General features: G+C 61.7%; 18 protein-coding genes. 4 read left to right on the top strand and 14 right to left on the bottom strand.

Features of this window, described 5'->3' with window-relative positions:
- Window positions 1–160 precede the first annotated feature (160 nt).
- Window positions 161–2,284, top strand: coding sequence for an elongation factor G (fusA, locus tag P353_RS11655; RefSeq protein ID WP_034369339.1), 2,124 nt, complete (start codon window positions 161–163; stop codon window positions 2,282–2,284).
- 64 nt (window positions 2,285–2,348) lie between these two features.
- Here fusA and P353_RS11650 read toward each other — a convergent pair whose 3' ends face one another.
- The 10 genes from P353_RS11650 to P353_RS11605 all read right to left on the bottom strand — a co-directional run bounded on the left by P353_RS11650 (window position 2,349) and on the right by P353_RS11605 (window position 12,379).
- A complete protein-coding gene (locus tag P353_RS11650) occupies window positions 2,349–2,714 on the bottom strand; it encodes an STAS/SEC14 domain-containing protein (protein ID WP_034369336.1) in 366 nt (121 codons plus the stop codon).
- 122 nt (window positions 2,715–2,836) lie between these two features.
- Entirely contained in the window at window positions 2,837–4,651 is a 1,815-nt protein-coding gene (locus tag P353_RS11645; protein ID WP_034369333.1) for a hypothetical protein, read from the bottom strand.
- On the bottom strand, window positions 4,648–5,103 hold the full coding sequence (locus P353_RS11640; protein ID WP_034369331.1) for a hypothetical protein: 456 nt from the start codon (window positions 5,101–5,103) through the stop codon (window positions 4,648–4,650). The genes P353_RS11645 and P353_RS11640 overlap by 4 nt, the downstream gene beginning before the upstream one ends.
- A 151-nt stretch (window positions 5,104–5,254) precedes the next feature.
- Entirely contained in the window at window positions 5,255–6,304 is a 1,050-nt protein-coding gene (locus P353_RS11635; protein ID WP_198529066.1) for an LD-carboxypeptidase, read from the bottom strand.
- Window positions 6,305–6,597: 293 nt separating this feature from the next.
- Entirely contained in the window at window positions 6,598–7,989 is a 1,392-nt protein-coding gene (gene tadA / locus P353_RS11630) for a tRNA adenosine(34) deaminase TadA (protein WP_034369330.1), read from the bottom strand.
- Between the two features lie 61 nt (window positions 7,990–8,050).
- Entirely contained in the window at window positions 8,051–9,238 is a 1,188-nt protein-coding gene (locus P353_RS11625) for a branched-chain amino acid ABC transporter substrate-binding protein (protein ID WP_034369328.1), read from the bottom strand.
- 495 nt (window positions 9,239–9,733) lie between these two features.
- Window positions 9,734–10,645 (bottom strand): ADP-ribosylglycohydrolase family protein, encoded by a 912-nt coding sequence (locus P353_RS11620; protein WP_034369325.1) that lies wholly within the window; start codon window positions 10,643–10,645, stop codon window positions 9,734–9,736.
- On the bottom strand, window positions 10,642–11,211 hold the full coding sequence (locus tag P353_RS11615) for an NADAR family protein (protein ID WP_034369321.1): 570 nt from the start codon (window positions 11,209–11,211) through the stop codon (window positions 10,642–10,644). Before P353_RS11615 ends, P353_RS11620 begins: the two co-directional genes overlap by 4 nt.
- Entirely contained in the window at window positions 11,208–11,831 is a 624-nt protein-coding gene (locus tag P353_RS11610) for an HAD family hydrolase (protein WP_034369319.1), read from the bottom strand. The genes P353_RS11615 and P353_RS11610 overlap by 4 nt, the downstream gene beginning before the upstream one ends.
- Window positions 11,828–12,379 (bottom strand): RNA 2'-phosphotransferase, encoded by a 552-nt coding sequence (locus P353_RS11605; protein WP_034369317.1) that lies wholly within the window; start codon window positions 12,377–12,379, stop codon window positions 11,828–11,830. The genes P353_RS11610 and P353_RS11605 overlap by 4 nt, the downstream gene beginning before the upstream one ends.
- A gap of 255 nt (window positions 12,380–12,634) precedes the next feature.
- Between P353_RS11605 and P353_RS11600 the strand changes: the two genes are divergently transcribed.
- Both P353_RS11600 and P353_RS11595 read left to right on the top strand, forming a co-directional pair.
- A complete protein-coding gene (locus tag P353_RS11600) occupies window positions 12,635–13,369 on the top strand; it encodes an NUDIX hydrolase (protein ID WP_034369314.1) in 735 nt (244 codons plus the stop codon).
- A gap of 59 nt (window positions 13,370–13,428) precedes the next feature.
- Window positions 13,429–15,435, top strand: a complete 2,007-nt coding sequence (locus P353_RS11595; RefSeq protein WP_034369311.1) for a peptidase U32 family protein — start codon at window positions 13,429–13,431, stop codon at window positions 15,433–15,435.
- 260 nt (window positions 15,436–15,695) lie between these two features.
- Here the strand turns inward: P353_RS11595 and P353_RS11590 are convergent, their stop codons facing one another.
- The 3 genes from P353_RS11590 to P353_RS11580 are packed head-to-tail and all read right to left on the bottom strand — an operon-like array spanning window position 15,696 to window position 18,916.
- A complete protein-coding gene (locus P353_RS11590) occupies window positions 15,696–16,637 on the bottom strand; it encodes an alpha/beta hydrolase (RefSeq protein ID WP_034369307.1) in 942 nt (313 codons plus the stop codon).
- A 56-nt stretch (window positions 16,638–16,693) separates the two neighbouring features.
- Window positions 16,694–18,157: a flavin-containing monooxygenase gene (locus tag P353_RS11585; protein ID WP_034369305.1), complete on the bottom strand. Its 1,464-nt coding sequence runs from the start codon at window positions 18,155–18,157 to the stop codon at window positions 16,694–16,696.
- 9 nt (window positions 18,158–18,166) lie between these two features.
- Window positions 18,167–18,916 (bottom strand): SDR family NAD(P)-dependent oxidoreductase, encoded by a 750-nt coding sequence (locus tag P353_RS11580; RefSeq protein ID WP_034369303.1) that lies wholly within the window; start codon window positions 18,914–18,916, stop codon window positions 18,167–18,169.
- Window positions 18,917–19,226: 310 nt separating this feature from the next.
- Between P353_RS11580 and P353_RS11575 the strand changes: the two genes are divergently transcribed.
- Entirely contained in the window at window positions 19,227–20,027 is an 801-nt protein-coding gene (locus tag P353_RS11575) for an SDR family oxidoreductase (protein ID WP_034369301.1), read from the top strand.
- Window positions 20,028–20,081: 54 nt separating this feature from the next.
- Here the strand turns inward: P353_RS11575 and P353_RS11570 are convergent, their stop codons facing one another.
- Window positions 20,082–21,662, bottom strand: coding sequence for a class I adenylate-forming enzyme family protein (locus tag P353_RS11570; RefSeq protein WP_034369298.1), 1,581 nt, complete (start codon window positions 21,660–21,662; stop codon window positions 20,082–20,084).
- Between the last annotated feature and the right edge of the window lie 22 nt (window positions 21,663–21,684).

Here is a 21,684-nt window from a genome sequence, read left to right as displayed (position 1 = left end):
TGGTCTGGTCACCGCTGTTTGTATGCCGCCAGCCATACCCACTCTGGTAGTGAGTTTGTAGCCATCTCTCTAGTATTTCCTGTGCGTTTCCTCTGCTTGCCGGCTCCGCGACCATGGTGCCGGCGCTTCAGTTTCAGAACTGTGTTTCAGGGAGGTCATCATGGCTCGCCACACGCCCATAGAGCGCTATCGCAATATCGGCATCTCCGCGCATATCGATGCCGGCAAGACCACCACCACCGAGCGCATACTGTTCTATACCGGGGTCAACCACAAGCTCGGCGAAGTCCATGACGGCGCGGCCACCATGGACTGGATGGAGCAGGAGCAGGAACGCGGCATCACCATCACCTCGGCGGCCACCACGGCCTTCTGGTCGGGCATGGAGCACAACTTCCCGGCCCATCGCATCAACATCATCGACACCCCCGGCCACGTGGACTTCACCATCGAGGTCGAACGCTCCATGCGCGTGCTCGACGGCGCTGTCATGGTCTACGACTCCGTGGGCGGCGTGCAGCCTCAGTCGGAGACCGTCTGGCGCCAGGCCAACAAGTACAAGGTGCCGCGCCTGGCCTTCGTCAACAAGATGGACCGCGTGGGCGCCGACTTCTTTCGCGTGCGCCAGATGATGGTGGACCGACTCAAGGCCCACCCGGTCCCCATCGTCATCCCCATCGGGGCCGAGGCCGATTTTCACGGTCTGGTCGACCTCATCAAGATGAAAGCCATCTTCTGGGACGACGAGTCGCAGGGCGTGAAGTTCGAGTACCAGGAGATCCCGGCAGCGCTTTTGGCCAGCGCGCAGGAGTGGCGCCAGAAGATGGTGGAGGCCGCCGCCGAGGCCAATGAAGCCCTGACGGAGAAGTACCTGGACAGCGGCGACCTCGGCGCCGAGGACATCATCACCGGCCTGCGCCTGCGCACCATTGCCACCGAAATTCAGCCTATGCTGTGCGGTTCGGCCTTCAAGAACCGCGGCGTGCAGCGTCTGCTCGACGCGATTGTCGAGCTCATGCCTTCGCCGCTCGATGTTCCGGCTATCGAAGGGCATAGCGAAGATGACAGCGCCAGCACCACGCTGATACGCCATGCCAGCGATGATGAAAGATTCGCCGCCCTGGCCTTCAAGCTCATGACCGACCCCTTCGTGGGCCAGTTGACCTTTGTGCGTGTTTATTCGGGCGTATTGACCAAGGGCGATCTGGTCTACAACCCGACCCGGGGTAAAAAGGAGCGCATAGGCCGCATCGTGCAGATGCATGCCAACGCACGCCAGGAGATCGACGAAATCCGCGCAGGCGACATTGCGGCCTGCGTGGGTCTCAAGGACGTGAGCACGGGCGAGACGCTGTGTGATCCGCAAGCGCCCATCGTGCTGGAAAAAATCTCCTTCCCCGAACCCGTGATCGCCCAGGCCGTGGAGCCCAGGAGCAAGGCCGACCAGGAAAAAATGGGCCAGGCACTGGCGCGCCTCGCGGCCGAAGACCCGTCCTTCAGAGTCAGCAGCGACGAGGAGTCGGGCCAGACCATCATTGCCGGCATGGGCGAGTTGCACCTGGAAATCATCGTCGACCGCATGAGACGCGAATTCAATGTGGCCGCCAATGTGGGCAAGCCTCAGGTGGCCTACCGCGAAACCATTCGCAAGAAAGTCAGCGATGTGGACGGCAAGTTCGTGCGCCAGTCCGGTGGCAAGGGTCAGTACGGCCATGTGGTGCTGACCGTGGAGCCGCTGGAATCGGGCAAGGGCTTTGAATTCGTCGACGAAATCAAGGGCGGAGTGATTCCGCGCGAATTCATCCCCGCCGTGGAAAAAGGCCTGCGCGAAGCCATGAACTCGGGCGTTCTGGCCGGCTACCCGGTGGTCGATGTGCGGGTGCGGCTGACCTTCGGCTCCTACCACGAGGTGGACTCCTCGGAGCAGGCCTTCCGCATGGCCGCCATCCTGGGCTTCAAGGAAGCCTGCAAGAGAGCCGACCCGGTGATTCTGGAGCCCATCATGGCCGTCGAGGTGGAAACGCCCGAGGAATACGCAGGCGCCGTGATGGGCAATCTGTCCTCGCGCCGCGGCGCCGTGCAGGGTATGGACGATATGGCGGGCGAAGGCAAGACCATCAGGGCCGAGGTGCCGCTATCGGAAATGTTCGGCTATGCCACGCATCTGCGCTCCATGACTCAGGGCCGCGCCACCTACACCATGGAGTTCAAGCGCTATGCCCAGGCCCCGCAGCAGGCGGCGGCCGCTGCGAGCGCAGCGACCGGCCACCGGAAACAGGGCTAGGCCCATCCAGGCAACTCGGCTGCGACTCGGCAGCAGAGTTGCCGGACTGGTTCAGACAGGCAACTCAGACCGCATGCAGCCACTGCATGGCCATGGCATCTTCGGTAAAGGGGAAATGCCTGACCTCGGCATGCGTGAGATGCCTGCCGACGAACTCGGCCATGCCCGCCAGATGGCTGTCGGTCACCAGAGCAATCTGCTCCACCTGATGGCGGTGGCTTCTGACAAAGCCCATATGGGCGCTGAAGCCGGCCCAGTTTTCCCAGCCGGGAAAGTCCTTGGACTGAATCATCACCCCATGCAGTTTGGGATGCTCGGCCAGGAAATCGTCCACGTCCTGACTGACGCCGTCGAAATCCTGCTCGGTCAGGGGCCCATGGGGCTCCAGCAGCAAGATGCCTTCGGGTTTCATGAGGGAGTAATTGAGCATATGCAACTCCTGCAGCGAAACTTCACTGTACGCCTGCACTCGCAGGAATGCAGCCCTAGACAGCACCCGCAGCGCAGGTTTTCACGGCTCCTGGCGCAGCGCCGGGCCGACTGCGGAGTCGACTAGGGGCAGCCCATGGCCCGGCTCAGGCCCTGCAGCTGCTCGTCCAGTGCGGCACGCAGATCGGCGCGCATGGCATCGCGTGTGAGCAGCTCTTCGGCATAAAGTGCCGCCCAGTCAATCCCCACGCCCAGCACCACACCGGCGACTGCTCCCGCCACCGCCCCCACGGCAGTACCGACACCGGGAACCACGGAGCCCACGGCCGCACCGGCTACCGCTGCCCCGGCCTTGCCAAGACCCTGCTTGGCGGCGGCCTTGGCCAGCACCTTGCTGGCGGCCTTCATCGAGGCCTTGGCCATGGCTTTGCCCGCGACAGCTGCGGCAAAAGCACCGCCTCCTGCGCCCGCCAGGGCGCTGGCCGTCAGACGCTGGCGTGCATCGCCCAGAAGCTCCAGCGCAGGCAGACTGGCCACCTCGGCACGCACCAGACACTGCCCCGGACTCAGGGCCAGATGATGGCGCGCCAGGGTTTCCTCGATGCGCTGCTGGCCCTCGGCCAGAGCGGCGCCGCTGGTCAGTGCCTGCTTTTGCAAAGCCTGCACCCAGCCCTCCAGTCCTGGCGTGGCTCCCAGGGTTTCGCTCAGCTTGTTCTGCAGAAACTGGCTCACATCGCCCGTGAGCAGGCTGAGGATGCGCCCCCACTCCGCGCCCAGGCTGAAATACCAGTCCAGATAGCGCTCGACGGCCGCATCCAGCTGCCGGTTCATCTGTGGGATGCTCTGGCACAAGGCCTGCCCGGCATGGGCCCGGCCCAGCAGCTGCAGAACCTGCTGGCGTGTGGCGTCCAGCGTGCCAAGACTGTAGAGTTGCTGCCCGATGCGCTCGCACTCGGGCAGGCGCTTGAGCGCCAGCGGGCTCTCCTGGGCACGCGCCAGGCCGTCAAGGGCGGCCGTGGTCTGCACCAGTATGCCCAGCACCAGCACCGCAACCAGGGCCAGCAAAGGCGCGGCCGGCAAAGGCGCTGCCGGCGAAGGCGCGGCATTGCGCACTGCCGCCAAAGGCCTGGCCTGCAGCAGGAGGGCCGAGGAAGTCGATGCCCCCTGCATGGCGCGTCCCAGGCACAGCAGCACGCCTACCGGGCCAAACAGCGCCAGCAGCAACAGGCGCAGCACGGGTAGTTGGGGCAGGTCGGCTATGGCGCCACTCGCCAGCTGCACGGCCAGCAGGGCATCCAGCCCCCAGCGCACCAGCCCCGAGGGCGCGGCATGAATCTGCGCCAGAGCAAGATTCAGCGCTTCGGGCTCCATGCCGGCCGCCAGTGCCCGCCCCATATCCTGCTGACTGGCCATGCCATAGAGCCAGCCACCGCCCAGAAGCGCCAGCAGCAGCCAGGTAGCAGCGCGCTGAGTGAAGGCCCAGGCAAAGGCCGTGGATGAAAACTCTCGCCTCAGGCCCGCCTGCATGCCGTAGGCCAGCAAGGCATAAAGCAAGGGAGCCAGCGCCAGCAGGGCCCATTCCCAGGGCGCCAAAAACCATGCCTGCCAAAGTGAGCTGGTGCACAACAACAAGGCCAGCGCCAATGCCTTGCAGCCAGGCCACCAGCCCCCGGACAGCCAGCGGCCCATATGCCCTTGTGGTGCAAACTGCAAACGCAGCAGCTTTTTGCGCAGCATCAAGAGCAGCCAGTGCCCCCATGCCGGCAGCAGCACCAGCAGCAGGACTGCGAGCAGCCAGCCCCAGGGCGGCAAGCGCGTCAGCCAATGGGAAAAGCCGGCCAAGGCCGCCAGCCACAGCCAGCCCAGCAGTACCGCGCGCAGCAGGGTCTGCGGCCGGTTCGCCGCAAGCTCCGTCACTGGCGCGGCAGCCGAATTCATGGCTCCAGACTCTTGCCCGCTCCCCGGCCCGCTGCAGCAATCCCCCTGGCGATGCGAGCGTTGTAGACCGTCAGGCGGCTCAAGCCCAGTTGATCGGCAATCTTGGCATCGGATGCGGTGCCCAGCAAAGCCACAGCCTCGTCGCACCAGTCAAAAGCACTGCTGGCCGCAGCTCCCGTCACCGAGGCAATGCCCCGCTCGGTGCGCTTGGCCACCACGCTGGCCTTGCTGATGCCCAGCTGCTTAGCCACTTCGGCATCCGCTTCCAGGCCCAGCAAAGCCAACGCTGGCTGCGTCCACTGGAAATGCCCGAAAGCCGGGATGCCCAGCGCATTGCGCTTGAGGTTGACCGTCTTGGCCGATGTGCCCCAGCGCTCGGCCAGCACGGCGTCTTTCTCCTGGCCCAGGCGGGCCAGCATTTCCTCGGTCCACTGCAGTGCAGCCTTGCCCATGCATGCGTCCTTCCCGATCTCAAAAATACAAGCTACATTGGCATTCAGCCCAAAAGCAGCCTACGTTAACAGCTATTAAAACTGAATCATCCTAGGCACAGACACGAGGCGCAGGCCATGCTGGCGGCTCAACCTCAGCGGCAGTCTGCCGTCACACATGCCCCCAGTAGATCAGCGCATCCCGCCCTTCCACAGACAGCGACACCTGCGCGCCCACGGGCAGCAGCACCTTGGTCGGCACATGACCAAAGGGCAGGCCTTGCAGCACGGGGCGCTTGAGCTGCATGCGCAGCCAGTCGATGACGGTCTGCAGCTTGAAGCCCTTGTCATGCGTGGTGAGCTTGAATTCGGTGAACTGGCCGAAGACGATGGCTTTTTGCTTCTGCAGCACGCCTGCCAGCAGCAGCTGCGTCAGCATGCGCTCGATCCGGTAGGGGTGCTCGCCCACGTCTTCGATGAACAGAATGCCGCCATCGATCTGCGGGAAGTAGGGCGTGCCCAGCAGGGATACCAGTACCGCCAGGTTGCCACCCCACAAGGTGGCTCCGCCGGGAACATAGAAGTCCTTGAGCTGGGGCTTGCCATTGGACAGCTCGCCAATCCTGGGCATCTGCCAGCCCGCGCCCTCGCCCTGGCCGCTGAGCAGGTCCTCAAAGCAGTCCAGCATGATGTCGTCCACGGGCTCGCCGGTCTTTTTGCTGTCCACACCGAAGTCGGCGTTGAGCGCGGGACCCGCCCAGGTGACCGAGCCGGTCTGTGCCAGCATGGCCAGCTGAAAAGCCGTGAAGTCGCTGAGGCCGACAAACTTGGTGCCGCCCGCAATCGCCTTGGCCACGGTCTTGTACTTGATGCCCGGCAGGATGCGCGTGAGGCCGTAGCCGCCGCGCGAAATCAGCGCCACATCGGCTCCGCTGGCCGCTGCACGATGGATAGCAGCCAGACGGGTGGCGTCGTCACCCGCAAAGCGCTGGCTGCTGGCCAGTGCATCGGCATCGATCTCCACTTCGTAACCCAGGGCCTCCAGCTGCCTGATGCCGCGTTTGAAGGCTGCCTTGTCGCGCACCGCACCCGAGGGCGAATAGATATAGACATGCTTGCCGCCATGGCTGTGATCATGGCCGCAGCAGCTGCCATCGGCGCTGTGCACATGGTCGTGATGATCGTGGTGGCCGTGCTCATGGCTGCAGTGCTCGTCATGCACATGTGCCTGGTGGGCCGGCTCATGCCCGTGCGAGTGGGCGTGGTGCTGCGGATCTTGCTGCTGGGGCGCTGTAGTGGATGCAGGGGATTTGCGCGAGGTTGCCAAAGCCTTTTCATGCGGCCATCGGCCGCATGCTCCGTGAAAAGTGGATGAATCCGCAGATTCAGAAGTTCATACGACTTACGCAAACAGGTTCAGGCCGGGCGACTGCCTCAGAAGGCGAGCCCTTGTTGCATTCTTGTCTGCGTAAGACTCCTAGTTCAGATGCTTGCTCCGCCGGTCTGGCCGTCGGGCTACGGCGCAAAGTATTCCACAGCCGCTGCACCGCCGCCCTGCCGTGCTGCAGGAACCGGAGCGCCAGGCCGGGTTTGCCGCCAGACTCCGGCCTGCGCCGCCAGTTGCGGCACGGCCTGCAGCCAGGCTGCCTGCCATTGCGCAGCAGAGAGAGAATGATCCGTGGACGGTGCCTGCAGCCACAACCTGCCGGCCTGCGCCCATTGCTGTAGCAGCTCGGCGGGCGGCACAGCCAGCTCGGTCTGCAGGCGCGGCCAGGCCTTGAGTGCTGCCCGATGGCCGGGCTGCGCAAACGGGGCATTCCAGGCGCGCGCCTCTTCAGGCCCTTGGGCATCCACGGCTGTGTGCAGCCCTTGCAGCCCTGCCATGGCCCCCGCCACATCCCAGCCCGGCTTGCGCGCAGCCTGTTCAAACCATTGCTGACGCTGCTGCGGCTGCGTGTTCAGCGGCCAGGTATCGATCAGCCACGCGCCAGCAAAGCGCTCTGGCAGGGCTTGCGCTGCAGCCAGACCCAGGCGGCCGCCATCGCCCTGCCCGACCAGTACCAGCCGCCGCAGGTTGAGCGCTTCGATCAGCTCGGCGATGATTTGCAAATGCCATGACGCGCTGTGCTGCTTGTCTTTCTTGGGCTGGTCGCTGCGGCCAAAACCCGGCAGATCGGGCACCACCACACGATGACCGGCGGCCAGCAGATCAGGCAGCAGATGCCGGAAGCCATAGCCCCAGCCCGGGCTGCCATGCAGACACAGCCAGGTCAGCACAGCATCCTCAGGCCCCTCATCGACCACCGCCAGACGCAGACCCTGCAGCGCCGGCAGGTCGCTGCGCCACTGCGGCTGCCAGGGCCAGGCGGGCAGGTCGGCAAACGCCTCATCGGCATTGCGCAGCGCCCAGTCCCTGAGCGGGTGCGGCTGCTGCGCCTTTTTTTCCTGGCGTCGCAGCTGGAAGAACTCTGCCATCAGCGCCGAGCATTGCGCGGCCAGCACGCCGCGCAGCACCCGCGTCTGGTGATTGATGGCGGGGTAGCTGAAGACATCGAGCACCGATCCTGCCGCACCGGTCCTGGGTTCGGCCGCACCATAGACCACGGCATCCACGCGCGCATGCAGCATGGCGCCGCTGCACATGGTGCAGGGCTCCAGCGTCACATACAGCGTGCAGCCCTCAAGCCGGTAATTGCCCAGAGTCCGAGCTGCTTCGCGCAGGGCCAGCACCTCGGCATGGGCCGTCGGGTCCTGGGCAGAGAGCGGGCTGTTATGACCGCGACCTATGACCTGCCCGTCCTTGACGACCACGGCCCCCACCGGCACCTCGCCGCAGGCGGCGGCGCAGCGCGCCTGCTCCAGCGCCTGGCGCATGAAGTGTTCGTGCACGGAAGCATCAAGATTCATAGCTCTATGCGCCTGACAGACAAGGCCCGAATAACAATTGCTCGAAAAAAATCAATGCCGCTCAATGGCCGCTGATCACCAGCTCCTTGCGTTCGCCGGAGTCATAGCCGTAGAGCGTGACGCGCGGATTCTGCAGCTCGCCCTGCGAATCAAAGGCAATCGTGCCCGTCACCCCCTCGTAACGCGTCTGGCGCAGGCGCGGCAGATACGCCTCGGCCTGGGCTGAATCGGCGCTCAGCATGGCCTTGGCCAGCACCATGGTCGCGTCATACGCGTAAGGGCTGTAGACCTGATACTGGCCGGGAAAATGCTGGTCGTATTTCTGCTTCCAGAGCAGACCGCCGGGCATATTGCCCAGGGAGCTGCCGCTCATCACGCAAACCACGTTCTTGAGCGCCGGCGCCTTGTCAGCCATGGCAGGCAAGCGCTCCGAGCATTGCGCATCGCCGCCCAGGAACTTCACCTGATTCATGGCCAGCTGCGACATCTGGCGCAGCATGAGTCCGGCCTGTGCATCGAGCCCTCCGAAGAAGATCGCATCGGGCTTGCGGCCTTTGATGGCGGTGAGGATGGACGAAAATTGCGTGGCCTTGTCGCTGGTGTACTGCTTGTCGACGATCTGCACATCGCGCTCGGCCGCTGCGGCTTCAAACAGCTTGACGATGCCCTGCCCATAGGCCGTGCGATCGTCCACGATCGCGATGCGTTTGACGCCCTGGTGCTTGACGGCATAGTCAAGCAAGGCATTGACCATGGCACGGTCATTGGCGATGACGCGGAAGGTGTCGTCATAGCCGGCCTCGGTAATCGCGGGATTGGTGGCTGCAGGGGTGATATTGGGAATACCGCAGTCGTTGTAGATCTTGGCCGCCGGCAAGGTCGTGCCCGACTGAAGATGCCCCACCACGGCCGCCACCTTCTTGTCGCAGAAGCGGCGTGCCAGCGCCGTGGCCTGGCCGGGATCGCCCACGTCATCGCCGGCTTCCAGCTTCCAGTGCACGGGACGGCCGCCCAGTTGCAGCTTGCGGGCGTTGAGCTCGTCGATCGCCATGCGCACGCCGTTCTCCTCATCCTTGCCCAAGGCTGCGATAGGACCGGAGACCGGTCCGCCATGGGCGATGCGCACCACCAGAGGCTTTTCCGCATCCGCTGCATGGGCGGACGCCAGGGACATAGCGACCAGCGCCAGACTCAGGGCAGACGAGGTGCGGACACGGCGGCTCTGGGCCGGGCGATCAGTCATGGACATGCTTTCTCCTTGATGAAGCGGAAGGCTGTGGCATGCAAGCCTACGCCAGGCCAAGGCCTCAGGCGTAGCGGCAAAGCCCGCGATACCAGTTCAATGTGCAAGCGAATGGGCAACCCCTGGAGTCTAAGGAGCAGAACTCCATTGGAGCGATTGCTAGCAAGCCAGAGCAGACTCGACTCTTGCGGCGTTGAGCACAGACTCAGGCAGCTGGGGATATTTCGGATTTCGGCTGAAGCTGCCGACCTTGCTCTTGCACCGTCGCCAACTCAGCGCCTTGATTGTGCCGCGTTGGCAGGGATGGTGCACGCTGCGCCGGACTTTCCTGGCTGCCGGGCAAGCCTTTTGGAGGGCCGGCATGTTCACCACGGCTACAGGCACCTGCAGACCGCGCAGGCCCGGCGCGGCTTTCGCGACCTCCGCTGCGACAACCAAGGGCCTGCGACCTGCTTGCAAGGTGTGAACAGGTCCCGCGAAGGGAGCATGGCCACGCAAAATCTATCGGGCCAGCACCTGATTCAGCGCATAAATCGATTGCGCCAGCGCGCGAATATCGGCCTGCTGATGCAGCCTTTGCAGCCAGTGCGCAGGAATGCCGTTGCGCCCCCAGAACGCACCCGCTATCTGGCCGGCAATGGCCGCAGTGGTGTCGGCATCGTCACCCAGATTGGCCGCCTCCAGCACGACGGCTTCAAAGCTCTCGAGCCTGTCAAAACACCACAAAGCAGCTTCCAGACTGTGCACCACATAGCCCGAGCTCTGGATCTGCTCGCGGCTTTTGCTGCGCCAGCTGCCTTGTGCAATCTCGGCGATGCGCGGGCTACCAAACGGCAGCGCAGCCAGATCCAGCACCTGCGCCTTGTCTGCGCCCAGCAGGGCTCGGCTCAGTACCACGGCAAACAGACGGCAGGCGTCCAGACACTCCGCAGCCGCATGCGTGGTGCAAGAGCTCAGCGCCGCCCGCTCCTGCACCTCTTGCTCATCATGGGCATAGGCCATGGCCACCGGAGCCAGCCGCATCAGCGAGCCATTGCCGGCGCTGCGCGCATCTTCACTTCCCGCCAGCGCATTGCCGGTGCGCAGATAGTGCTGTATCGCCTCGCGCGTTGCCATGCCGATGTCAAAGCAGTGACCGGTGGAGCTCCAGTAACCCCACTGATACCAGTTGGCGTAGCGCGTCATCTGGTCCCCGGGGTCGCAACCTTCCTTGACGACCAGACTCTCGGCCAGGCACAAAGCCATGGACGTGTCATCCGTCCATTGTCCGGCCCTCAGTGAAAACGGCCCGCCCCCCACCATATCGGTCAGCGGCACAAAGCTGCCGCGCGCCCGAAACTCCAGCGTCGTACCCACGGCATCGCCGCAAGCCAGCCCCAGCAGAGCGCCTTCAAAACGGTCCAGCGTGCTCATTGTCCGGCCCTCAGCCTTGCACGCGCGGCCATCAGCGCAAAACCCAGCAAATTCTGTCCACGCCATTTGCGCGGCTGCTCGGCATCGGGATTGGCAGCGCCCAGGCCGATGCCCCAGATGCGGTCGCGCGGACTGGCCTCGACCAGCACACGCTCACCGGTTTTCAGCAGAAACTCTCCCATGGCCGGGTTCTGGGAGAACTTGGCCACACTAGCGCGCACCACGATGTCGAAGCACTCCGCCTTCCAGCGTGCCTCATCGAAATTGCGCACGCTGCGCCCTATCTGCTTGGCACTGGCCGGAGACGGCGCAGCCAGCACCTGCACGCGCGCCTCTTCATCCCCGAACAGCCGCGCCTTGCCGGCCATCATGAAATGCTCCGCCGTGGCAAAGCGGTCTGCGTCCACGGTGAATGGAGCCGCAAACCACTGGCTCAGGCAGCCTTTCCCCACCGAGCCATCCCTTTCGGCTTGATGGCCCCAGAAACAAAGGTATTTGGGACGGTAGCCTTGGTCGAGCTGGGCCACCAGATCGGCTGCGGATCGAATTTCGTAATCTCGGTTCATGTCTGTTCTTCTTGATAATGGTTCAGCCACCAGCGGGAAAAGTCCGCCAAAGTGGCGTGAGTGGAGTCAATGGCCTGCAGACCCGGTCCAGTATTGGGTGAGCCGCCCTGCTCGCGCAGCACCAGCGCCTTGTGAACCCTGCCATCCACACCGTCGAAATACGGCAGAAAGTCATCGACAAATGCCAGAGGTCTCAACTGCGCCAGGGCTTGTGCCTTGGGGCTGGGACCCGGATCGGCACGGCCGCTGGTGGCGACCACACGCGATATGGGAAAGCCCAGCTTGCGCAGATTGGTCTGCCGAGCCTCGGCGAACTGCGGCTTGATCGCCGACACACAGACCAGCTCGTAACCGGCGGCGCACAGCTGCTCGCAAGCCTGGAGCGCTCCGGCAATCGCGGGAATGCTTGACCAGAACTGCGCATCAAAGCTGGTGCGAAAACGGTTCAGAGCCTCGCCCTGCAGGCTGGCGACACCCCATCGCTCCATGGCCCAGTAGGCGTCAGGCTGCCTCAATACAGGCCGCTCGCCAAATACCCGCTCCCAGGCTGAGGCATATGCAAGGTTGTAGTCCAGCAGCACGCCATCTGCGTCGAGAGCTATGATTCTTGAAGCTTTCATGACGGCAGCTTCAGCAGATACCGGGGCGGGACGACATCGGTCAGCCACACACCGTTGTCGGAGCGGTAGAACACATGGCCCTCGCCATGCATGCGCGAAGCATCCACCTTCAACAAGGCCAGCTTGCCGTGACGACTGCCGACCTGAGCAGCCACTTCCACGCTCTCGGAAAGATGGACATGGTGGCGTGACTGCCGATTCAGGCCCTCGTGAAAAATCGCATCCAGAAAACGCGTGGCCGTGCCATGGAAGAGCACTGCCGGAGGACGCCTTGCCTCAAGGCCCAGCTCGACCTTGATGGAGTGGCCCTGATTGGCGCGTATGCGCTTGCCATCAGCGCTGAAGGAATAGCGTTGCTTGTTGTTGTCAGCCACCATGGTCTGCAAATCCACCAGACTGATGGGTCGACCGGAGCGTGCCAGGCAGGCCAGCAGCTCATCGGTCTGGGCCCAGCCCGCCTCGTCAAGCTTGAGTCCTATGGTCTCGGGACTGTGCCTGAGCACCAGGCTGAGGAACTTGCTGCGTGCGGTAGTGTTTTGGTTTTTCATTTTCTTTTTCTCTTGTTCTCTTTTTCTCTTTGTCTGAAGCCAGCCGACCTGGCTCATGACAGGCTCTAGCACGGCAGGGACCCGGCCTTGGCGTACTTTCCACGGTGCCAATACCTTGTGGCAAACCCAGACCAGGCTTTGTTGGCATGCGTCTGCATGCTTGGGCTGGGCTCCAGCTATAGGACATAAGTTGTATTGAGCAACTTATGAGAGTTGTACAATACAACTCAACATTCATCCAGTCAAGCCTGATTCATGACCGTTACACAGCGTCACTCCAAACCAGCGCCGGACTTTCCCCGTCCCTACACCACGGTGGATGTGGTGATCTTCACGATTGCCCAGGGCCGCCTGAATGTATTGCTGGTGCAACGCCCAAGCCATGAAGACGATCCGTTTCCCGGCCTCTGGGCCCTGCCCGGCGGATTTGTGAATGTGGATCTGGATGCCGATCTGCAGGCCTGCGCTGCGCGCAAGCTCAAGGAGAAGACGGGTGTGGACAGCCCCTATCTGGAGCAACTCGGCAGTTGGGGCGGCGCGGCGCGTGATCCGCGTGGCTGGTCGGCCACCCATGTGTACTTTGCGCTGATTCCCGCCCATGAGCTGCAACTGACCAAAGGCGCCAATGCGGCCGATGTGGCCTGGTTCGAAGTGGATGAATTGCTGCGCCGGCCCGCTCTGGCATTCGACCATGGCACCATATTGCAGGCGGCAGTGGAAAGACTGCGCAGCAAGGTCGAATACACCTCGCTGCCCGCTTTTTTGCTAAGCGAGCCCTTCACCCTGCCCCAGCTGCAGCAAGTCTATGAAACCGTGCTGGGGCGCAGCGTGGACAAAAGCGGCTTTCGCACCCGCATGCTGGCAGCGAACTTTCTGGTCGAGGCCGGCCATGTGGACGGTGTGTCGAACCGCCCCGCCATGGGCTACCGGTTGGCGGACCGCAGCGGGCCCGTGGTATTTCCGCGCACATTCAGCCCACGTGGCCATTGAGCAAGTCGATTACCCACCGCTGTGCCGAAACCGGGGCTTGCTGAGATAATCCTGCCCCTATGTCTCTCCTGCCCCACCAGCTCGAACTCCTGTCCCCGGCGCGTGATGCCGATATCGGCATCGAAGCCATCAACCATGGCGCGGATGCCGTCTACATCGGCGGCCCGGCCTTTGGTGCGCGCGCGACGGCAGGCAATGACATCCGCGATATGGAACGGCTCATCAAGCACGCCCATCGCTTTGGCAGCCGTATCTTCATCACGCTCAACACCATCCTGCGCGACGATGAACTCGAAGGCGCGCGCCAGATGGCCTGGGACATGTACAACCTGGGTGCCGATGCACTGATCGTTCAGGACATGGGCCTGCTGGAGCTGGATCTGCCACCCATCCAGTTGCACGCGTCCACCCAGACCGACATCCGCACGCCCGAAAAAGCACGCTTTCTGCAGGACGCTGGCCTGTCGCAAATCGTGGTGGCCCGCGAACTCGATCTGCAGCAGATCGCCGCCGTGCGCGCCGCCACGGACCCGGCCCGCACCACGATTGAATTCTTCGTACACGGCGCGCTGTGCGTGGCCTACTCGGGCCAGTGCTACATCACCCACGCCCATACCGGCCGCAGCGCCAACCGCGGCGACTGCAACCAGGCTTGCCGCCTGCCCTACGAGGTGATGGACGACAAGGGCCGCATCATTGCCCACGAAAAACATGTGCTGTCCATGAAGGACAACAACCAGAGCGACAATCTGCGCGCCCTGATCGATGCTGGCGTGCGCAGCTTCAAGATCGAGGGCCGCTACAAGGACATGGGTTATGTGAAGAACATCACCGCCCATTACCGCAAGCTGCTCGACGAAATCATCGAAGAGCGCGAGTTCTCCGAGCAGCCGCTGGCACGCTCGTCTTCGGGCCACACCACGTTCAACTTCGAGCCCGATCCCGACCAGAACTTCAACCGCGAGTTCACCGACTATTTCGTCAACGGCCGCAAAGACGACATCGGCGCCTTCGACACACCCAAGACTCCCGGCCGCTCCATTGGCTGGGTCACGCAAGTGGGCGACAAATGGTTCGAGATCGAAACCAGCGACAAGGCCACCGAACTGCACAACGGCGACGGCCTTTGCTACTACGACCTGCAAAAAGAACTGGTGGGCGTGCACATCAACCGCGTCGAATGCATGCATGCCAAGAAAGGCATCTGGCGCCTGTTCCCCAAGAACGAGATTGCCGAGTTCAAGGACTTGCGTAAAGGCCTGGAAATCAATCGCAACCGCGATATGGACTGGGTGCGCATGCTGGAGAAAAAATCCAGCGAGCGCCGCATCGGCCTGTGGGCCGAGTTCAAGCAAGCCGCCCAGGGCTTTGCGCTGACGCTGACCGATGAAGACGGTTTCAGCGCCACCGCATCCATCGCGCATGAGCACCAGCCAGCCACCGACGCGGCCAAGGCCGAAGCCACGCTGCGCGAGCAGCTGGGCCGCTTTGGTGCCAGCATCTTCTCGGTCAACGACATCAGCCTGCAGCTGTCCCAGCCCTGGTTTGTGCCGGCCTCGGCCCTGAACCAGCTGCGCCGCGATGCAGTGGCCGCATTGGAGCAGGCCCGCACTGACGGCTTTGTGCGCCTGCCCCGCGCCAAGCCCGTGGAGCCGCCCGCGCCTTTCCCTGAAGACACGTTGACCTATCTGGCCAATGTCTACAACCAGAAGGCCCATGACTTCTATGTGAAGCATGGCGTGAAGATCATCGACGCCGCCTACGAGAGCAAGGAAGAGGAAGGCGAAGTCTCGCTGATGATCACCAAGCACTGCGTGCGCTTTTCGATGAGCCTGTGTCCCAAGCAGGCCAAGGGCGTGATCGGCGTCAAGGGCACCATCAAGGCAGAGCCGCTGCAGCTGATCAACGGCAAGGAAAAGCTCACGCTGCGCTTTGACTGCAAGCCCTGCGAGATGCATGTGGTGGGCAAGATGAAGAAGTCAGTGCTCAACCAGCATGCCAAGGAAATGAAAGAGTCTCCCATGCAGTTCTACCGCACACGCCCCACGCCTCAGCAGCCTTCCTGAGCGCGCGCATGCCACCCCAAAAAGCCCGCCACCGGCAACGGTTGGCGGGCTTTTTTTACAGGCTGAGAACCACTGGTGAAAACCCTCGGTTTAATCCCTTCACGCAAATCGTCTATTTTTTAGGCAATCCGTGCAAAGCACCATCTGGCGCGGGTTTCAGGGCTTGAAAGCATAGTTTTCCACAAGAGCGTCCACATGATGCGGGGATAAAAACTGAGGCTTTCATCACACACAACTGTATGCATGAACAGTTGCGAGATTCAGGCCTGAGCAAGCCCCAAGGACTTGGCCTGGTGGAGCTTTGCACAAGCCTCTTCGAGCAACCTTGCCACCTCCGGCACCAGGGTGCTGAAGTTGGCAAACCCATGCAACATGCCTTGAGCCCGCAGGCAGGCCACCGGCACTCCGGCCTGCTCCAGCCGCAGACCAAAGGCCTCGCCCTCGTCACGCAATATGTCCAGCTCCGCAGTCACCAGCACCGCTGCTGGCAAACCAGCGAGATCGGGGTACTGCATGATGGAGGCCAGTGGATGTGCAGGCATGGCAGGGTGATAGTGGCGCCACATTGCGGCCATGGCTTCCGTGGTGAGAAACGGCATCTGCCCATAAAGTGCATGCGATGGCGCATCCATATGCGCATCGCAGACCGGATAGAGCAGCAGTTGCTGGGCTATGCCCCTCCAGCCGTCTTCTTTTGCGCGCAGGCAGGTGGCAATGGCCAGATTGCCCCCCGCGCTGTCACCCGCCACCAGCAGTTGCCGCGCATCGCAATGCAGCTCGGCCGCATGCAACGCCACCCAGCGCGTGGCAGCATAGGCGTCGTCCAGCGCGGCGGGAAAGACATGCTCGGGAGCCAGACGGTAATCGACCGACACAAGATTCATGCCGGTCAGGCGCGCCAGGTGGCGGCACAGGTTGTCATGCGTGTCCAGCGTGCCTATGCACCAGCCACCACCGTGAAAATAGACCATGACAGGCGCTGCCTGCGCGGTGCCGGGACGGTACAGGCGCAGCTTGAGCGGCTGGCCATCGCCACCGGGGATGTCGATCTCACGCACCTCATGCATGGGCAGGTCGGCAGGCGGGAAGGCCATGTGGTCCATGAGCTTGCGGATTTCGGGCACCGGAGTGGCCACAAAATCCATAGGTGGAGCATCCTTGAACTGCTCCAGCACGGCAGCCATTTCAGGGTGTATCTGCATTGGGACTCCTTGAAGTTGATGGAGCGCGCCCGACCAGGACGGGCGCGAGGTGGCACTCAGGCCACAAGCTCTTCGGTCTGGTGGTGGATATAGTCCTGCCACACCGGCGCACTCATCTCCTGCCTGAAGCGCGACTGCGACCAAGGCCAGGTGTTGGGCACACCGTTTCTGTCCAGATACCAGCTGTTGCAACCCGAGCCGAAGACCGAGCCTTTGGCGGCCTGCAAGCGCTCCTGGTCGTAGTGAGCCAGGGCTTCGGGACTGGCCGAAAGCCCTGCCACACCGGCTTGCTGGCCACGCTCTATCAGCTGCGAGATATAGCCCCACTGCATTTCCGAGGTATCGATCAACGAGAAGTTACCCACGGGAGAGGTCGGCCCGTTCATGAAGTAAAAGTTGGGAAAGCCCGGCACCGAGATGGACTTGTATGCCGTGGGCACATCGCTCCAGGCCTGCTCCAGCGTGGCTCCGTTCAGGCCCGTCACATTCATGGGGCGCACATAGCGGTCGGTCTTGAATCCCGTGGCCAGGACGATGACGTCCACCTCATGCAGCACACCGTCGCTGGTACGCACTCCCTTTTTCTCGACCTTGGCAATAGCTTCGGTGATCAACTCGGAATCGGGGTGCTGGATCGCCTTGTAGTAGTCGGGCGAGTAAATCAGGCGCTTGCAACCGGCCCGGTAATGCGGCTGTAGTTTTTCACGCAGGCCTGCGTCTGCAACAGAACCATCCAGGTTGTCCTGGCAGATTTTCTGAATTTCCTGAATCTGTTCCGAATTCGGATCCAGCACACCCTCGGTAAAGCGTTCAACATTGGCCACATAAGTGGGTTCGCGCTGCAGATAAACCAGCAGATCGCGGTTGCTGCGGAATTCGGCACGCTGCTCTTCGCTGAAAGCTGGATTCTCGACCGGGAAAATCCATTGGGCCGTGCGCTGAAAATGCCGCACCCTGGCACGCGACGCCAGTGCCGAGACAATTTGCACGCCCGTTGATCCGGTGCCGATGACGGCGATCCTTTTACCGTCCAGCGGTACCGAATGATCCCAGCGCGCACTGTGAATCGTGTTCCCCTCGAACTCCTCCAGGCCCTTGATCTGCGGATAGTTGGGGTGGTGCAGCACACCTGTGGCAGCAACCACCACCTTGCCCTGATATTGCTTGCCATGCTGATCCTGCAGCGTCCAGGCATCGCCCGTCCATTCGGCACGCGTGATTTCGGTGCCGAACCGCGAAAAATCGGCAATACCGTATTTCTGGAACACACCTTCGAAATACTGCTGAATCTCGGCTCCGGGCGGCAGCACCCGAGACCATTCGGGGTTGGGCTCGAAAGAATAGGTATAGGCGTGCGATGGCACATCGCAAGTCAGGCCTGGATAAGTATTATCCCGCCAGGTTCCTCCCAATGTCCCGGCCTTCTCCAGAATAATGAATTTCTTCCCGCTATTTTTCAGATGAATACCAGCCAGAATGCCGGACATTCCGCAACCAATCACTATGACATCATATTTCATTGGAATTCCTTAAATATTAATTACTTTGGCCGCAGAGAATCCACCATCCACTGGAAGATTGACCCCGGTAATAAATGAAGAAATATCGGAAAGCAAAAATGCCACGGCATTACCCACCTCTTGCGGCTTTCCGGCCCGCTTGAGCAAATGCATGGCCTCGAAAGCCTGGCCTACAGGCAGTTCATCAAGCATGGTGGTCATGGGCGTGTGGATATAGCCGGGGCTGATGCTGTTGACCCGCACACCGTAAGCACCGAGATCTGCTGCCAGACTGCGCACCATCTGGATCACCGCCCCCTTGGAGGTGCAATAGGCCAGATTGGTCGGGTTGCCCAGCATGCCGTTGATACTGGCGATGGTGACGATGGAGCCCTGACCGCGCTGCTTCATGTGGCTGGCCACGGCACGTGCACTGAGCATGGTCCCAGTCAAATTGACTTGCAGTACCTGCTCCCACTCCTGCAAGGGCATGCTCTGCAGATCACCCACGCGGGAAATGCCAGCCGAAGTCACCAGCCCATCAATCTGCCCATAGCGGTCCAGCATGTAAGCAACCAACTCATTGGTCAGCTTCTCGCTGCTCACGTCGAGCTTGCGAAATTCGCAGCCCTGCGGCAAATCCTGGCTTTGCTGCAGATCAGCGCACACCACCTTGGCTCCGCTGGAGGCCAGTGCCTGGGCACTGGCCAGGCCAATGCCAGAGGCACCACCTGTGACCAGAACCACTTTTCCTTCCAAACCACCGATGAATGAATTCATTTTCAAACCTCAATACTGACTGACCGCCACCAATTGGCGATGAGAATTGAGATTCTTTGCTCTTTTCAAATTCAAATCACTGTGACTTTTCCTCTTTACAAAATAAGTTTGTGTTTACAGTCCCTAGTGAAAACCATTAATCCATTCGGACGTACTGCGCCCAGGTTTTTTATATGTCAAGCAGGTATTTTTATTTAATAAATTAACAAAGACTGCAAACACCTTCAATAACTGTCAAGCGGGAATTCGTGAGAAATATAGATACGCTGGGAGTGCTTTAATTCATTCGTATTTAGCCAATGAGGAAATCATGAAAGTTGCAGTCATCACCGGCGCCGCCAGTGGAATTGGTGCAGGCCTTGCCAAAAAGGCAGTCTCTCTTGGAATGAAAGTCGTGGTTGCAGACCGCGACCAGACGGGCCTTGAAAAAGTCGCGCTGGAGCTGGGAGATCAGGCATTGGCCGTGGCCACCGATGTCACCAGCCAGGCGTCGCTGGATGCGCTGGCCGACAAGGCCTATGCAGCTTTCGGTCAGGTCGATCTGCTTTTCAACAACGCAGGCGTTCTCAGCACCGGCAATAGCTGGGAGATCAGCGATGCCAAGTGGCAGCAGGCCTGGCAGGTCAATGTCAACGGCATCGTCAATGGACTGCGCGCTTTTGTGCCGCGTCTGCTCAGGGCCAACCGGCCTGCCCGCATCATCAACACAGCATCGGTAGGCGGCTTTCTGCCCAGCGCCATGATGGCGCCCTACTCCGCCACCAAGTTCGCAGTGGTGGCGCTGACCGAAGGTCTGGCTGGCGAACTCGCGGCCATCAATCCGCAAATCAAGGTCTCGCTGCTGGCTCCTGGTCCTGTCAAGACCGCCATCTTCCGAGAAGCACCTGGCACAGCGTCGGCTCAGTTTCACGGCATGATGACCCATATGCTCGACGAAAACGGTATGGACACCGAGGAGTTCGCCAACCGCGTCTTTGCATCCATTGACCGTGGTGAATACTGGATCGTGCCTCAGCCGGAGATGCTGGACCCGCTGCTCAAGGCCCGCAACAAGCTCATCGAGACGCGCGCCGATCCGGTACTGTCCTGGACGCAAGAGACAGCAAAGTGAAACCAGGGCCTGCTTTTGCAGGCCCTGGCAGCATTTGCGGAGCAAGCCCGGATATCAGGTGCCCCAGAGCTCTCTGGCTACCTGCTCGAACTGGCGTCGCATCACGTTTTTCTGCACCTTACCCGTCGCCGTGGACGGGAAGGCCTCCACAAAATGGACCAGCTTGGGCACTTCAAAGCCGCTGAGATGATTGCGGCAATGGGCCAGTATCGCCTCCGAGTCCACTTGAGCCCCTGGCTTGCGCATGACAAAGGCACAGACCGCCTCGCTCCAGTGGGGGTGCGGTAGACCGAACACGGCAGCGGCAGCTACGTCCGGGTGAGCCAGCACGACGGCCTCAACCTTCACGCTTGCGACGTTCTCGCCGCCGGTCTTGATCATGTCCTTTTTGCGATCTATGAACTCCATGCGGCCCTGCTCGTCCCACATACCCAGGTCGCCGGTATGGTGCCAGCCAAACTTCTGTGCCTCGGCCGTCGCCTTGGGGTCCTTGAAATAACCCAGCATGGCATTGGGGCCACGATGCACGATCTCGCCGACCTGGCAGGATCCCAGCAGATTTCCATCGTCATCCATAACGGCGGTCTCGCAGGTGGTCAGAGAGCGCCCCCAGAAATTGGCATCGCATTCGGCATTGAGCAAGGGGTAGAAAGTCATGGTGGCCGGATATATCTCGGTCTGCCCTGTGGCTAGAGAGATATTGCGGCACATGCGCTGCGCAATCTGGGCAATCAAGGGTTTGGGAATGGGAGCCATGGCATAGATGCATTGCCGGATGGAGGTGGGCGCAAAGCCCGGATCGGCCAGCACCGCTGCATACATCAGGGGCAGCCCGACAAAGATCGTCACGCCTTCCTTCATCACCAGTTGCCCGACCTCCGCCGGCACAAACTGTCGCGTGAGCACGGTGCAAGCGCCTGCCGCCAGCGCAGTCTGCACCAGCGCATGCTGGGCGCAATGAAACAGAGGCAACCAGCCGCTGAGCACATCGGTTTCGCCATATTTCATCTCGTCGATATTGCCCTTGACCGCCGCATATACCGACAGATGGGAATGCACTACGCCTTTGGGATTGCCCGTGGTGCCGCTGGTGTACATGAGCAAGGCCGCCTGGTTGTCGTCAATATCAACCTCCGGCAAAGCATCGGACCGGCCGGCCTCGGCCTGTGTCAACGATATGCCCGGCAGTCCTTGCTGCACTTGCAGGCGCGTGATGATGAGCGGCACTTGCAATTGCTGCAGAATTTCAGCCAGTCCGGGCAGGGCCAGCAACTCCTGATCGAGCACCACTGCCGACACCTCGGCATGCCGCAGGATGTAGTCGATGCTCGATACCTCCAGCTTGATATTGACGGGCACCCACACCTGACCCGCTTTGTGAATGGCATTGCAGGCCACCACCATGTCTATGGAATTGGCGCACAACATGCCGATCTGCTTGCCCGTCCCCAGCGTCGACAGCAAATAATGCGCGAAGCGCGAGCTTCGCGCATCCAGCTCGGCATAGCTGATGCGCTCAGCACCATCGACCAGCGCCGTGCGGCTGCCAGACTTGCGCGCCGTGCGGTAGAGCAGGTCGCCCAGCGCAATGCGCCGGATGCGCCGTGCCTCCTTCGTCAGACTCATCTCGATCATGGTTTGTCTCCTTGATAATGTG

It is taken from the genome of Comamonas testosteroni, assembly GCF_000761245.1.
GTDB lineage: Bacteria > Pseudomonadota > Gammaproteobacteria > Burkholderiales > Burkholderiaceae_C > Comamonas > Comamonas testosteroni_C.
The sequence above is the reverse complement of the archived record's forward strand: the minus strand, read 5'-3'. Positions and strand labels throughout refer to the sequence as shown.

Bases quoted from the DNA above. Each gene is read 5' to 3' on its own strand.
- fusA (WP_034369339.1), top strand. From the start codon at position 161: ATGGCTCGCCACACGCCCATAGAGCGCTATCGCAATATCGGCATCTCC.
- P353_RS11650 (WP_034369336.1), bottom strand. From the start codon at position 2,714: ATGCTCAATTACTCCCTCATGAAACCCGAAGGCATCTTGCTGCTGGAG.
- P353_RS11645 (WP_034369333.1), bottom strand. From the start codon at position 4,651: ATGAATTCGGCTGCCGCGCCAGTGACGGAGCTTGCGGCGAACCGGCCG.
- P353_RS11640 (WP_034369331.1), bottom strand. From the start codon at position 5,103: ATGGGCAAGGCTGCACTGCAGTGGACCGAGGAAATGCTGGCCCGCCTG.
- tadA (WP_034369330.1), bottom strand. From the start codon at position 7,989: ATGAATCTTGATGCTTCCGTGCACGAACACTTCATGCGCCAGGCGCTG.
- P353_RS11625 (WP_034369328.1), bottom strand. From the start codon at position 9,238: ATGTCCATGACTGATCGCCCGGCCCAGAGCCGCCGTGTCCGCACCTCG.
- P353_RS11620 (WP_034369325.1), bottom strand. From the start codon at position 10,645: ATGAGCACGCTGGACCGTTTTGAAGGCGCTCTGCTGGGGCTGGCTTGC.
- P353_RS11615 (WP_034369321.1), bottom strand. From the start codon at position 11,211: ATGAACCGAGATTACGAAATTCGATCCGCAGCCGATCTGGTGGCCCAG.
- P353_RS11610 (WP_034369319.1), bottom strand. From the start codon at position 11,831: ATGAAAGCTTCAAGAATCATAGCTCTCGACGCAGATGGCGTGCTGCTG.
- P353_RS11605 (WP_034369317.1), bottom strand. From the start codon at position 12,379: ATGAAAAACCAAAACACTACCGCACGCAGCAAGTTCCTCAGCCTGGTG.
- P353_RS11600 (WP_034369314.1), top strand. From the start codon at position 12,635: ATGACCGTTACACAGCGTCACTCCAAACCAGCGCCGGACTTTCCCCGT.
- P353_RS11595 (WP_034369311.1), top strand. From the start codon at position 13,429: ATGTCTCTCCTGCCCCACCAGCTCGAACTCCTGTCCCCGGCGCGTGAT.
- P353_RS11590 (WP_034369307.1), bottom strand. From the start codon at position 16,637: ATGCAGATACACCCTGAAATGGCTGCCGTGCTGGAGCAGTTCAAGGAT.
- P353_RS11585 (WP_034369305.1), bottom strand. From the start codon at position 18,157: ATGAAATATGATGTCATAGTGATTGGTTGCGGAATGTCCGGCATTCTG.
- P353_RS11580 (WP_034369303.1), bottom strand. From the start codon at position 18,916: ATGAATTCATTCATCGGTGGTTTGGAAGGAAAAGTGGTTCTGGTCACA.
- P353_RS11575 (WP_034369301.1), top strand. From the start codon at position 19,227: ATGAAAGTTGCAGTCATCACCGGCGCCGCCAGTGGAATTGGTGCAGGC.
- P353_RS11570 (WP_034369298.1), bottom strand. From the start codon at position 21,662: ATGATCGAGATGAGTCTGACGAAGGAGGCACGGCGCATCCGGCGCATT.